This is a genomic window from Promicromonospora sp. NPDC060271, assembly GCF_042726755.1.
GTDB lineage: Bacteria > Actinomycetota > Actinomycetes > Actinomycetales > Cellulomonadaceae > Promicromonospora.
This window is the reverse complement of the sequence record NZ_JBHXBG010000069.1, coordinates 15,953-28,601: the sequence shown is the minus strand read 5'-3', so window position 1 is coordinate 28,601 and position 12,649 is coordinate 15,953. Positions and strand designations below refer to the sequence as shown.

The following is a 12,649-nucleotide window of genomic DNA, read 5'->3' as shown; positions in this document are numbered from 1 at the left end:
CTGCGGTTCTACTTCGCCAGAGTTCTACCTCGGCGCGGTTCTATCTCGGCGCGGGGGGGGTCAGAGGGAGACGCCCACCAGTACGGTCTCCGGGACCAGGGTCACGCCGAACCGGTCGCGGACCCCGTCGCGCACGGCGCGGGCCAGGGCCACGACGTCCTCGGCCCGGGCGCCGCCACGGTTGGTCATCGCGAGCGTGTGCTTGGTCGACAGCCGCGCCGGGCTGTGCTCCCCCGCCAGGCCGAAACCCTTGCCGAAGCCGGCCCGCTCGATGAGCCAGGCGGCGCTGGTCTTGACGAGGGTCGGGTCGATCGCACCGAGGCTCGGGCCAGTGCTGGTCTCCGGCGTCGACGAACGGACGGGGTAGCGAGGGGCGTCCTCCGGCAGGTGCGCGAGGTGCTCGACGGGGATCACCGGATTGGTGAAGAACGACCCGGAGTTCCAGCGGTCGTGGTCCGGCTCCGCGCCGAAGGGCGGGCGGTCGAGCAGCATGCCCTTGCCGCCACGCAGCCCCAGCACGGTCTCGCGGACCTCCCTCATCGGGGCGCGCTGTCCCACCTCGACACCCAGACGACGGGCCAGCTCGCCGTAGCCGACGGGCGCGGAGAGGGTCCCGAGGCGGAACTGGAACTGCACGTCCAGCACCACGTAGCGCGGCGACGGGTACCAGGGGGCACGCGGGTCCTCGTCCCGGCCCTCGCTGTGCATCGAACGCTTGAGCAGCGAGGTGCGGTACCCGAAGTCGAGCTGCCCGACGGAGAAGGTGCGTACCCGCCGCTCGCCCCGGTCCCACGTGCGGACCAGCGAGACCACGCCGGACAGCTCCTGACCGTAGGCACCGATGTTCTGCACCGGGGCCGCGCCCACCGTCCCGGGGATGCCCGACAGCGACTCGACGCCCACCCAGCCCTCGGCGACGGCGCGCTCCACGAGCTCGTCCCAGTTCTGGCCGGCGGGGGCGCTCACCACGGCGCCGCCACAGGAGTCGTCCGACTCGACGGCGATGCCGCTGCGGGTGTCACGCACGACGAGACCGTCAAAACCTTCGTCAGCCACCAGCAGGTTGGAGCCGCCACCCACGACCAGCAGCGGCACACCGTCGTCGTCGGCGGTGCTCACCGCCTCGATCAGTGCAGCCTCTTCCTCGGCCTCGACGTACGAGGCTGCCGGGCCACCCACGCGGAGTGTGGTGAGGTCGGCGAGGCTTGGGGCCACCGCTTGCGCCTGGACGGTGTCTGCCGGGTATGGGCTCACCGTGCAAGCCTATCTACCTGTCGCGTTGGATTTGTGCACATCTTCGACATGCCGTGGGTGATGTCTGCCAGTTCTGGAACCTTTTGGTGTCGGCAGACGTGTTCAATGCCCGTCCTGACGGGCCCCGCCGCCGAAGCCGTGCGCCCGTCTCCCTGCACTACCTCTTCACACCGGCCGCGGTGGGCAGCGGCCGGACCGACCGGGCGACGACCAGGCCGAGCACCATCGGGACGAGCAGGACGAGGACCGCCAGCCGGTAGCCCGTGGCGTGCGCGACGAAACCGATGAGCGGCGGCCCCACGAAGAACGCCGTGTACGCGATGGTCGAGACCGCGGCCACCCGCATGGCGGCGCGCTTCGGCTCGTCGGACGCCGCGCTCATCCCCATCGGGAAACCCATCGCCGCGCCAAGGCCCCACAGGCCGACGCCGATCAGCGCCACCCACAGGACCGGGACCAGCGCGAACGTCAGCACACCCACGAACGCCAGCAACGCGGAGAGCACGAGCACCGGCACCCGTCCGAACCGGTCGATGGCCCGCGTCCCCGCGAGCCGGGCGGTGGTCATGGCGGTCAGGAAGACGGCGAGCCCGACGGCCCCCATCCCGTCGGACGTGCCGAACCCGTCCACCACCGCGAGGCTCACCCAGTCGTTGGCGACGCCCTCGGTCAGGGCGGCGGCGAGCACCACGAGCCCGATCGCCAGCGTGCGCGGCTCCCGCCAGGCGGCGAGAAGTCCCGCCAGGCCCGACGTCGGCGGGGTCATCGCTCCCGGGTCGGCGCCGTCCGCGCTGCCAACGTCGGCGGCGGGTACGCCGTGCGGCACGGCCGCCGAGACCACGCTCGGCGAGAAGTAGCGGACCGCGATCAGCACCGACAGGAGGGCGACGGCCCCCGCCGTGACGATGTGCCAGATCACCGGGACGCCCATGGTGGCGACGAGTGCGCCGATCCCGGCACCGATCACCGTTCCGAACGAGAACCCGGCGTGGAAGATCGGCATGACCGCGCGACCGAGGCGCTGCTCCACCGCAGCGCCCTCGAGATTCATCGCGGCGTCCCAGACACCGGCGCCCACCCCGAACACGACGAGGCCGAGCCGCACCGCGAGGTGGGCGTCGATCACGACGCCGTAGCCCGCCACCACCAGCCCCGCCACCACGAGGGACGCGAAGGCGACCACCGTCCGCGCGGTACCGAACCGCTCGGCGACGAGCCCCGAGAGCGGGATGGCGGCGACCGAGCCGATGGACCCTGTCAGCAGAAGCAGACCCATCTCCTGCTCGGAGAAGGACAGACCGTCCCGGACGGCCGGGAGGCGTGATGCCCAGCTCGCGAAAGCGAACCCGCTGGCGGCGAAGACGACGAAGACCGCGCGAGCGGCGGCGTGTGCAGTAGGCACGGAACTCCTTGGTGCGGTTGAATCTCCCGACCGTAAGCCACAATCTGGGATCAGCCCAGCAGATTCCTGGGCTCCGCACCACTGGTGCCGAGGTGAGAGACAAGGACCCGCGATGACCCGCCAGACCGTACGACCGACCCTCGCGCGGGTCGCCGAGCTGGCCGGTGTCTCCGTCTCCACCGCGTCGCTCGCGTTCTCCGGAGCCGGCCCGATCACCCCCGAGACCCGGGAGAAGGTGCTGGCCGCCGCCCGTGAGCTCGAGTACTCGGGGCCCAACCCCCTGGGCCGGCAGCTCCGGTCGGGTCGCTCCGGGATCGTCGGTGTGGTGATCGGTGACCAGCTCGGCAGGTCGTTCCGCGACCCGGTCTCCACCCAGGTGCTGCACGGCCTGGTCTCCGCGATCGGTGAGCAGGGCCTCGGCGTGCTGCTCGTGCCGGGTATGCCGCAGGGCGCCACCGCGCAGTCCGTCTCTCTCGCCGCCGAGGCGGGGCTCCCGCCCGCCGTCGACCCGCTGGTCGAGGCCGCCGCCATGGACGTCGCCGTGCTCGTCTGGGGCACCCTGAAGGACGACCCGAACCTCGCCGCGCTGCAGCGGCGGGGCGTGCCCGTCGTGGTCGGCGAGGGGCAGGAGGTGTCCGGCGTGCCGGTGGTGGGCGTCGAGGACCGGCGCGGGGCCGCCGACGCGGTGCGACACCTCGTCGAGCTCGGGCACACGCGGATCGCGGAGATCACGCTGCCGTTCGGGCGGGACGAACGGTCCGGGCTGGTCGACGCCGACCGGCTCGCCGCGGCCGAGCGCACGCCGACCCGCAACCGGCTGGCCGGCGTGCGGGACGTCATCGAACCCGTCATGTCGTGGGAGACGCCCGCCTCGCTCGTGGAGCACGGGCGCGACGCCGCCACCGAGATCCTGTCCGAGTGGGCACCCGCACGGGACCGTCCGACGGCGATCGTCGCCCATTCCGACCTGCTCGCCGCCGGCGCCGTGATCGCCGCCCGCGAGCTCGGGCTGCGGGTGCCCGAGGACGTCTCGGTGGCCGGGTTCGACGGTCTCGACCTGCCGTGGCTCTCCCCCGACGTGCTGACCAGCGTGCATCAGCCGCTCGTCGAGAAGGGCCGGGCGCTCGGTCTGGCCGTCATCGCGCTGCTGGCCGGCGAGGAGCCGGAGTCGGTGGTGCTGCCCGTGAATCTGGTCGAGGGCACCACGACGGGCCCGGTCCCCGACCTGACCTGACCTGACCCTCCGCGTTGAGTGCTGGATATTTGCGGCTTCAGCAGGCGCCGGCCCACAAATATCCAGCACTCAACGGTGGGTCAGGGGCGGAGGGTTGGGGCCGGGAGGTAGACCTCGCCGCCCCGCTCGCGGAACTCCGCGGACTTCTGGGCCATGCCGTCCGCGGCGGCGGCCGACGCCGCGTCCGCGAGCGCCGCCTGGTCCCGTGCCCCGCCGAACTCGTCGCGGATGTCCTGCGAGATCCGCATCGAGCAGAACTTGGGCCCGCACATCGAGCAGAAGTGCGCGGTCTTGGCGGCCTCGGCCGGCAGGGTCTCGTCGTGGTACGACTCCGCGAGCTCCGGGTCGAGCGACAGGTTGAACTGGTCCCGCCAGCGGAACTCGAAGCGGGCCTTGGACAGGGCGTCGTCGCGGTCGCGGGCGCCGGGGTGGCCCTTGGCGACGTCGGCGGCGTGCGCGGCGATCTTGTAGGTCACCACGCCGGTGCGCACGTCGTCGCGGTTGGGCAGGCCGAGGTGCTCCTTGGGCGTGACGTAGCAGAGCATCGCGGTGCCGTACCGGGCGATCTCGGTGGCGCCGATCGCCGAGGTGATGTGGTCGTACCCCGGTGCGATGTCGGTCACGAGCGGGCCGAGCGTGTAGAACGGGGCGCCGTCGCAGAGCTCCTGCTGCCGCTCCACGTTCTCGCGCACCAGGTGGAACGGCACGTGTCCGGGCCCCTCGACCATCACCTGGACGTCGTGGGCCCAGGCCCGCTTCGTCAGCTCGGCGAGGGTGTCGAGCTCGGCGAACTGCGCGGCGTCGTTCGCGTCGGCGAGCGAGCCCGGCCGCAGGCCGTCGCCGAGGGAGAAGGCGACGTCGTACCGGGCGAAGATCTCGCAGAGCTCGTCGAAGTGCGTGTAGAGGAAGTTCTCCTGGTGGTGCGCCAGGCACCAGCCGGCCATGATCGACCCGCCGCGCGAGACGATGCCCGTGACCCGGTCGGCGGTGAGCGGCACGTACCGCAGCAGCACGCCGGCGTGCACGGTCATGTAGTCGACACCCTGCTCGCACTGCTCGATCACCGTGTCGCGGTAGATCTCCCAGGTCAGCGCGCCGGCGTCGCCGTTGACCTTCTCCAGGGCCTGGTAGATCGGCACGGTGCCGATGGGCACCGGCGAGTTCCGCATGAGCCATTCGCGCGTGGTGTGGATGTCGTCGCCCGTTGACAGGTCCATGACGGTGTCGGCACCCCACTTGGTGGCCCACTCAAGCTTCTCCACCTCCTCCGCGATGGAGCTGTGGACGGCGGAGTTGCCGATGTTCGCGTTGACCTTCACCAGGAACGCCCTGCCGATGATCATCGGCTCCGACTCCGGGTGGTTCACGTTGTTCGGGATGATCGCCCGGCCGGCGGCTACCTCGCTGCGCACCAGCTCGACGTCGCAGCCCTCGCGCACCGCGACGAACCGCATCTCGGGCGTGATCACGCCCTGGCGTGCGTAGTGCATCTGGGTGACGGTCCGGCCGGGGAGCGCCCGGCGCGGCCGGCGTCGTTCACCCTGCCATTCCTGGCTGGCGGCGCCGCGGCGCAGCGCGCCGCGCCCGTCGTCGGCCAGTGCCCGATCGCGGCCGTCGTACTCCTCGGTGTCCCCGCGCGCCACGACCCAGGGTTCGCGGGCCGGCGCGAGGCCGCGGACCGGGTCGGAGCCTGGGCCCTGCGTGCGGTAGACCCGGACCGGCTCGTTGGGGGTGCCGTCGGGCGACGGCGCCAGCGTGATCTCCGTGACCGGCACCCGGAGACCTTCGTCCTGCGGTGTGCTGTACCCGCCGTCGTGCTCGTTGTCGCGCTCGTACTGGTACGCGAGCGTGCGGGACTGGGACTTCTCCATCATGAGACTCCTGCTTCCTACGCCGGTGTTAACCGGACAGGTTCAACGGTCCCGGGCCGTACAGCCCGATCTCAGCCCCTGCGTGAGGCACCCGTGGGATCGCCGCCGAGGTTAGCACTGTCCGGCACTTTCCTTCTGCCCCGCCGACGACCGTGATAAGCAAGGCCGGACGGCTCGCTCACCCCAGCAGGGAGCCCGGGACAGGGAGGCTGGAATGCCGGTACGGAACAACCTGCGAACGAGGGCGTTCGCGTTGGCGGCCACGGGGGCGCTCGTGGTCCAGGCAGGGATCGTGGCAGGTGCGGTGTCGGCGACGGGAGCGCCGGCGGTGAGCCCTGCGGCGTCGGACAACCAGATCACCCTGACCTCCTGGGACGGGCGCCGGGAGCTGCTCACGGGCGAACGTGACGGGCTCCGGTTCGACGTCCGCGGCGGGCTCTTCCTGCCCCGCGGTGGCGACCTCGTCGACTACACGGACCCGTTCGGCGACGGCACACCCGTCACGTACGAGACCGGCACGTGGACGTCGCCCGTCGTCGAGGTCGGGTACCCGATCAAGCAGGCCGTCCCCTCCTGGAACACGGACACGCCCGCGGGCACCTGGGTCGAGACGGAGTTCCGCGGCCGCAAGGCCGACGGGACCTGGACCAAGTGGTTCGTGATGGGCCGCTGGGCGTCGGGCGACGAGTTCACGCCCGCCGACGGGAGCGTCGGGGACATCCACCGCACGTCCTTGAACGGCCAGGGCGACACCGACGCGGCCCTGTTCACCGACACGTTCGTCGCACGGGCGGGCTTCGAGCCGGACGCGTTCCAGACCCGGGTCCGGCTGTACCGGCCCGAGGGCGCCCGGACCTCGCCGCGCCTGGCGTCGGTGAGCACCATGACCAGCGAGAACCTGCCCGACGAGCACTACACGGGCACCAGCGACTTCACGCTCGGGCGCGAGGTGTCGCTCGACGTGCCGCAGTACAGCCAGCTCATCCACCAAGGCGAATACCCCGAGTTCGGGGGCGGCGGCCAGGTGTGGTGCTCGCCGACGTCGTCCACGATGGTGATCTACTCCTACGGACGCGAGGTGCCGGCCGAGGAGCTGGCGGACATCGTGGCGCCGAACGGTGACCCGCAGGTCGCCTACGCCGCGATCAACACCTGGGACTACGCGTACGAGGGTGCGGGCAACTGGCCGTTCAACGCCGCCTACGCCAGCACGTTCGGGCTGAAGTCGTTCGTGACCCGGCTGCGCTCCCTCGCGGAGGCCGAGAAGTTCATCGAGGCGGGTATCCCGCTCACCTTCTCGATCAACTTCGACGAGGCGGAGATGCCCGAGGCCGGCTACAGCACCCCGGGGCACCTCGTCGTGCTGGTCGGGTTCACGGCGGACGGTGACCCGATCATCAACGACCCGAACAAGGCGAGCAACGACGAGGTGCGGGTCGTCTACACGCGGGAGAACTTCGAGCGCGTGTGGCAGACGTCGACCGACGGCGTCACGTACGTCTACCACCCGAAGAACGTGAAGCTGCCGGCCAACATGCCGGGCGTCACGCCGAACTGGTAGCCGGTCATCGATCGCGCCGGCTGCGACAGGTGCCGGTCGCGACAGGGAAGGACAGTACGCGCGGGGTGCGTTGCGCAGAGTAGACAAGGTCTACCGAGCGCAACGCACCCCGCGTGCGTACTGTCGCCCCGCGGCCGCCCTATCGGCCCGCGACCTCCCTCGGTTCCGAGGTGTACGTCGCCTCCGTGTAGCCGTCTGCCGAGACCGTCACCTGCACGGTCAGCTCAGCGCCCCGGTCAAGGCCGCTCACCAGGTACCGGTCACCCTTCGCCCAGCGCACCGGTTCGCCGTCGCGCAGCCAGCGGTACTCGACGTCCGCCTCGCCCGGGAGGTACGTGCCGGCGTCCGCCCGCAGGACCTTCCCCGGCCTGGCCTGGCCCTCGATGCTCGGCCCGGTCACGTCCGCCACCACGGGATCGTGGATCTCGACGTCCGCCGCGTTGACGAAGACGTACCGGTGCGCAAACCAGAGCTGGTAGTACACGTCGTCGCCGCGTACCACCGTGCGGTCGCCCGGCCCCGTGCCGTCGAACGTGGCGGCCCGGTAGTAGTCGGACGCGACGTGGTCGTCGGCCACCGCGTACGTCTGGTCCACGCCCACGCGGTACTCGATCGGCGTGACCGGCTGCACCGGGACGCCCGGATACTTCTCGTAGGCCGCCGCCTCCGGGTAGGCCCTGCCGAAGACCGGCGCCGGGGCGTCGCCGGCGACCGTGACCGTCTTCGCCGTCGCCGGCACCACCACCGGGCGCTCGGCGGGGTTGTGCAGCCAGGCCAGCGAACCGGCCCACCACACGCCCAGCCAGTCACCCACAACCTGGTCGACGACGAGCTTGTGCCCCGACTGCACGCGCGCGCTCACGTCGCTCGCGTACGTGGTCCCGTCCGACCCGTCCGGCTTCCAGCCCGGGTCCTTCGCCAGCGGCGCGTCGGCCGACGGCGACTGGTACAGGTACCGGAAGTTCGTCCCGGCGCCGGCTACGCACGCGCCCGAGCCCGGCGACGCCTCCTCGCAGCCCGTCACGGGGTTCGGGTTGTCGGCGTACCCGGTGCGCACCTCGACCACGTCGCCGGGCGCGACGTTCGTCGTCGCCTCCAGGTCGCCGCCGATCGGGGCACCGAGCAGCTCGAAGTAGTGGTCCCAGTCCCAGTAGGGGCCCGGGTCCCAGTGCACGTTCTTGGTGGACCCGGGCAGGGTGCCCGGCACCTGGTCGTGCCCGATGACGTGCGCCCGGTCGAGCGGGATGTCGTGCTCCGCCGCCAGGTGCCGGACCAGGTCCGCCGACGCCTGGTACATCGCCTCCGTGTACCAGGCACCCGTGCCGGCCCAGCCCTCGTGCTCCAGGCCGATCGAGTGCATGTTCAGGAACCAGTTGCCCGCGTGCCAGCCGATGTCGGCCGGGTCGAGGTGGTTCGCGACGTGCCCGTCCGAGGAGCGCAGCGTGTAGTTCCAGGCCAGGTAGGACTGGTCCAGCACCAGGTTGACCGAGGGCTGGTAGGCGGTCTCGGTGTCGTGGATCAGGATGTAGTCGAGCGACGGGCCGCCCGCGCCGGTGCGGTCGGCCTGGTCGTGGTTGCCGTAGCTCCCCGTGTTGTCGGGCAGGTCCGGCGAGTCCTTCTCGTAGGGCGCCGGCAGCCACTCGCAGCCGAGCTCCTCGGGGCAGTCGGCCCCCGGGTCGCTCGTGCTCGACGCCCGTGGCACCACGACGTCCCGGTTACCCGTGAGGATCACCGCGCCGTCGGCGGGGGTGGTCACGCCCGCACCCTCCCTGAGGATTGTGTACACCCGTGTAGCGAAACCCTCGACGTCACTCATGCGGGACACCGCGTTCTCCCACTCCTCCAGGTCGTCCGACGCTGTTCCGGCCTCGGCGGCGCCGTCGCGTACCGCCTGCGCCTGGTACGACGCGAGCAGGGCCGCACCACCGCACACGTTGGCCCGTGACCCGGACTTCAGGGCCTCCTCGCTGAGGCCGGTGAGCCTGGCCGCGAGGACGAGCTCGGGGGTGCCCTCGCGTGCCGGGCCCGCCTTGTCGTTGACGTCCGACAGCGGAAGGCCGTCGCCGTGCGCATGACCGGGCCCGTGGTCGCCCGCGAGGTTGAACACGCCGTACCCACCGTCGACGCTGGCCTGGCCGGCGTGCTGGTCCCAGCGCGACTCCATGTAGGACACGGCCTTGAGCAGGTCCACCGGCACTCCGGTGGCCTCGGCCGCCGCCGAGAACGCCTCGTCGAGCGAGCCGGCGGCAAGGACGGCGGCGCACGCGACCGTGCCGCCGTCGGACGCAGCCGTCGGGGCAGCGTCGGCCGCCGAGAGCGGTATGAGTGGAAGAAGCAGCCCGGCCGCTGCGGCCAGAGCTGTGCTGCGCCGTCGTGACGTCACGCGGAGATCCTCTCGTAAGCGCTGCTTTGGGGGACGAGAGAATCACACCCGATCCAGGAGCGCACGGAAAGACCCGCGGGTTAAATCCTGGAGCGGGGACGCCGAGCGTCAGAGGCGGACGAGCACCTGGGTACGCCCCAGGACCTTTGCCCCGTCGACGGTGACGGCGAGGTCCACGCGGACGGTGCCCGCCTCGGTGTCGATCACGCCGATCGTGCCCGTGACGTCGACCGACGCGCTGCCCGGGTTGGGCACCTCGACGGGCTTGGTGAACCGTGTCTGGTAGTCGACGACGGCGCCCGGGTCGCCCGCCCAGTCCGAGACCAGGCCGACCACGGTGCCCATGGTGAGCATGCCGTGCGCGATCACGCCGGGCAGGCCGGCGCCCTGAGCCACCTTGTCGTTCCAGTGGATCGGGTTGAGGTCGCCGCTCGCACCGGCGTAGCGGACGAGGGCCGCGCGGTCGAAGGTGACCATGCGGGTGCCGATCACGTCGCCCACCGCGAGGTCGGCGATGTCGGGGCGGCTCATGCGTCCGCACCTCGGATCGCGAGCGTCGACGTGACGGTCGCGACGGGCTCGCCGACGCTGTCGGCCTCGGGGGACGGCACCTCGATGCTCTCCGGTATCGCGTAGATCTCGCAGCGTGTGGTCACCATGCTGATGGCCCCGCGGGAAACGACCCGGTCCACGTGCAGCACCGTCGTCAGCTCGTCGCCTGCGACGATCGGGCGGTGGTGCGTGAAGCGCTCGTCCGCGTGCACCACGCGGGAGAAGTCGATGTCGGCCTCGGGATCGCTGATGTACTGCGACTCCGCGCGCTGCGCGACGACCACGGCGAACGTCGGCGGGGCGACCAGGTCCGGATAGCCAGAACCCCGCGCCGCCACGAGATCGTGGTGCGCGGGGTGCGTGGCACCGACTGCGCCGGCGAACTCTCGGATCTTCTCGCGGCCTACGGAGTAGGGAGCGTTGGGCGGGTAGACCCGGCCCTCGAAGTCAGCGTTCGCCACGTCGGTATGAGCTGGCTACCGAGACTCAGCGAGTCTCGCGGTGCGACGTGTGCTTGCCGCAGCGCGGGCAGAACTTCGCCAGCTCCAGGCGGTCGGGGTCGTTACGACGGTTCTTCTTGGTGATGTAGTTCCGCTCCTTGCAGTCCACGCATGCGAGCGTGATCTTCGGGCGGACGTCCGCACTCTTGCTTGCCATGGCTCTCACCTCCGCGCCTCGAGAGGGAGGCGCCATGTGTCTTCTCGTCGTCCGGCACAGGACGCCGAACGGATGTACTTGCTTTGGTAGCGAGGGCGGGGCTCGAACCCGCGACCTCACGATTATGAGTCGTGCGCTCTGACCAGCTGAGCTACCCCGCCGCGCGTGACTGAACGCGAGGCCGTCCGCCGTTGCTCCCTCCCCAGTATCACTGCTGAGAGAAACGGACGACCCCGCGTCGATCACAGAGCCCCGAAAGGGAATCGAACCCTTGACCTTCTCCTTACCATGGAGATGCTCTGCCGACTGAGCTATCGGGGCGGCGAGGAAGACTCTACATGCCCTCCGGCCTGGCGTGAAATCGAATCGGGTGTGAGTTGTGCCGCGCCGTCCGGAAGCCCTCCTGGTGCGCCCCGTGGAGAGCCTTGAGCGGCTGCGCCGACATCGGTCCGTTGCTGGGCGGACCGGTGAGATCGGTCGGCCGGGAACGAGAACAGGGCGCCATCCCTGAGGATGACGCCCTGTCCGTCGCGGTGGCGGGTGAGGGATTCGAACCCCCGTAGGCTGTGCCAGCTGATTTACAGTCAGCCCCCTTTGGCCGCTCGGGTAACCCGCCGCGAACGGACCCAACCATAGCCCCCAACCTGCTCCGGCGAGAAATCGAAAAGACGCCTCGGCCTGGTGACGCGCCCCACAGGAAGGTCCTGCCGTGATCCGGGCCGACGTGCGGGACCTATCGTGACGGCGTGACACAACAACAAGACCGCTGGGGTCTGCCCCTCGGCATCGGCGCCTACCTGCTCTGGGGCGGGATGCCGCTGTTCTTCCCGCTGCTGCAGCCGGCGGGTCCCCTGGAGATCGTGGCGCACCGCATCGTGTGGAGCCTGCTCTTCTGCCTGATCGCGCTCGCCGCCCTGCGCCAGCTCGGCGACTTCCGCACCGCCCTGCGTTCGCCGCGCCTCCTGGGCACGTTCGCCGTCGCGGCGGCGCTGATCGTCGTCAACTGGGTCGTGTACGTGTACGCCGTGCTCAGCGACCGCGTGCTCGACGCCGCGCTGGGTTACTTCATCAACCCGATCGTCACCGTGCTGCTCGGCGTGCTGGTGCTGCGGGAACGGCTGCGGCCGGCACAGTGGACGGCCATCGCCTTCGGTGCCGCGTCGGTGGTCGTGCTGTCCACAGCGCTCGGCGGCCTGCCGTGGATCTCGCTGTGCCTCGCGCTGTCGTTCGGCCTGTACGGGCTCGTGAAGAACCGCGTGGGCCGTACCGTGGCGGCGCTGCCCGGCCTGGCCGTCGAGACGGCTGTCGCCACCCCGTTCGCGCTCGGCTACCTCCTCTGGCTCGGCAGCTCCGGGACGTTCACCGGGCACGGCACCGGGCACGCGCTCCTGCTCATGTCGACCGGCATCGTGACAGCCCTGCCGCTGCTCATGTTCGGGGCGGCTGCGCGGCGTCTGCCCCTCTCCGTGGTCGGGATGCTGCAGTACCTGGCTCCCGCCCTCCAGTTCCTGACGGGGCTGCTCGTGTTCGGCGAGCACATGCCAGCTGCGCGCTGGGCCGGGTTCGTGCTGGTGTGGGTGGCGCTGGTGCTGCTCACGGTGGACGGGATCCGGCAGGCTCGGCGGACGCCGCGGCCGAGGCTGGACTGAACCGGCCGGCCGCCGGTCCGAGCGGGCGGCGAGAACGGGGTCATGTGCCCTGCAGGGCCGGTGCGGAACACAACCCCGTTCTCACC

The 12,649-nt window shown here is 71.0% G+C and carries 10 protein-coding genes, 3 tRNA genes and 1 riboswitch; of the genes, 3 read left to right on the top strand and 10 right to left on the bottom strand.

Translation table 11 applies throughout. The annotated features are described in order from the left end of the window. Positions 1-60: 60 nt before the first annotated feature. Together ACFWE2_RS12770 and ACFWE2_RS12765 are read right to left on the bottom strand one after the other, a co-directional pair. Positions 61-1,254, bottom strand: coding sequence for a UDP-N-acetylmuramate dehydrogenase (locus ACFWE2_RS12770; RefSeq protein ID WP_377224597.1), 1,194 nt, complete (start codon positions 1,252-1,254; stop codon positions 61-63). A gap of 157 nt (positions 1,255-1,411) precedes the next feature. Beyond that, positions 1,412-2,656 carry an MFS transporter gene (locus ACFWE2_RS12765; RefSeq protein ID WP_377224596.1) on the bottom strand — a complete coding sequence of 415 codons (1,245 nt, stop codon included), beginning with the start codon at positions 2,654-2,656 and terminating at the stop codon, positions 1,412-1,414. Between the two features lie 112 nt (positions 2,657-2,768). Between ACFWE2_RS12765 and ACFWE2_RS12760 the strand changes: the two genes are divergently transcribed. After that, positions 2,769-3,890 carry a LacI family DNA-binding transcriptional regulator gene (locus ACFWE2_RS12760; protein ID WP_377224595.1) on the top strand — a complete coding sequence of 374 codons (1,122 nt, stop codon included), beginning with the start codon at positions 2,769-2,771 and terminating at the stop codon, positions 3,888-3,890. 80 nt (positions 3,891-3,970) lie between these two features. Here ACFWE2_RS12760 and thiC read toward each other — a convergent pair whose 3' ends face one another. Further along, the gene (thiC, locus tag ACFWE2_RS12755; RefSeq protein WP_377224594.1) at positions 3,971-5,764 is read right to left on the bottom strand and encodes a phosphomethylpyrimidine synthase ThiC; all 1,794 of its coding nucleotides are present in this window, start codon (positions 5,762-5,764) and stop codon (positions 3,971-3,973) included. Next, positions 5,759-5,864, bottom strand: a riboswitch (TPP riboswitch). (Overlaps the previous gene by 6 nt.) Positions 5,865-5,975: 111 nt before the next feature. On the opposite strand from thiC, the gene ACFWE2_RS12750 reads away from it, so the two are divergent. Further along, on the top strand, positions 5,976-7,322 hold the full coding sequence (locus ACFWE2_RS12750) for a C39 family peptidase (protein ID WP_377224593.1): 1,347 nt from the start codon (positions 5,976-5,978) through the stop codon (positions 7,320-7,322). A gap of 139 nt (positions 7,323-7,461) precedes the next feature. On the opposite strand, the gene ACFWE2_RS12745 is transcribed toward ACFWE2_RS12750, so the two are convergent. The 7 genes from ACFWE2_RS12745 to ACFWE2_RS12715 all read right to left on the bottom strand — a co-directional run bounded on the left by ACFWE2_RS12745 (position 7,462) and on the right by ACFWE2_RS12715 (position 11,530). Further along, the gene (locus ACFWE2_RS12745) at positions 7,462-9,705 is read right to left on the bottom strand and encodes an N-acetylmuramoyl-L-alanine amidase (protein ID WP_377224592.1); all 2,244 of its coding nucleotides are present in this window, start codon (positions 9,703-9,705) and stop codon (positions 7,462-7,464) included. Between the two features lie 108 nt (positions 9,706-9,813). Beyond that, on the bottom strand, positions 9,814-10,236 hold the full coding sequence (locus ACFWE2_RS12740; protein WP_377224591.1) for a MaoC/PaaZ C-terminal domain-containing protein: 423 nt from the start codon (positions 10,234-10,236) through the stop codon (positions 9,814-9,816). Continuing rightward, positions 10,233-10,718, bottom strand: coding sequence for a MaoC family dehydratase N-terminal domain-containing protein (locus tag ACFWE2_RS12735; protein WP_377224590.1), 486 nt, complete (start codon positions 10,716-10,718; stop codon positions 10,233-10,235). The genes ACFWE2_RS12740 and ACFWE2_RS12735 overlap by 4 nt, the downstream gene beginning before the upstream one ends. A 25-nt stretch (positions 10,719-10,743) precedes the next feature. Further along, on the bottom strand, positions 10,744-10,914 hold the full coding sequence (gene rpmG / locus ACFWE2_RS12730) for a 50S ribosomal protein L33 (RefSeq protein ID WP_013837798.1): 171 nt from the start codon (positions 10,912-10,914) through the stop codon (positions 10,744-10,746). Positions 10,915-10,998: 84 nt separating this feature from the next. Beyond that, positions 10,999-11,075 (bottom strand) — tRNA-Met (locus ACFWE2_RS12725). A gap of 87 nt (positions 11,076-11,162) precedes the next feature. Then, positions 11,163-11,235, bottom strand: a tRNA-Thr gene (locus tag ACFWE2_RS12720). Between the two features lie 213 nt (positions 11,236-11,448). Next, a tRNA-Tyr gene (locus ACFWE2_RS12715) sits at positions 11,449-11,530 on the bottom strand. A 130-nt stretch (positions 11,531-11,660) separates the two neighbouring features. Here ACFWE2_RS12715 and rarD point away from each other — a divergent pair. Then, positions 11,661-12,563, top strand: a complete 903-nt coding sequence (gene rarD / locus ACFWE2_RS12710) for an EamA family transporter RarD (RefSeq protein ID WP_377224589.1) — start codon at positions 11,661-11,663, stop codon at positions 12,561-12,563. Positions 12,564-12,649 lie beyond the last annotated feature (86 nt).

Bases quoted from the DNA above. Each gene is read 5' to 3' on its own strand.
- ACFWE2_RS12750 (WP_377224593.1), top strand. From the start codon at position 5,976: ATGCCGGTACGGAACAACCTGCGAACGAGGGCGTTCGCGTTGGCGGCC.
- ACFWE2_RS12760 (WP_377224595.1), top strand. From the start codon at position 2,769: ATGACCCGCCAGACCGTACGACCGACCCTCGCGCGGGTCGCCGAGCTG.
- rpmG (WP_013837798.1), bottom strand. From the start codon at position 10,914: ATGGCAAGCAAGAGTGCGGACGTCCGCCCGAAGATCACGCTCGCATGC.
- thiC (WP_377224594.1), bottom strand. From the start codon at position 5,764: ATGATGGAGAAGTCCCAGTCCCGCACGCTCGCGTACCAGTACGAGCGC.
- ACFWE2_RS12740 (WP_377224591.1), bottom strand. From the start codon at position 10,236: ATGAGCCGCCCCGACATCGCCGACCTCGCGGTGGGCGACGTGATCGGC.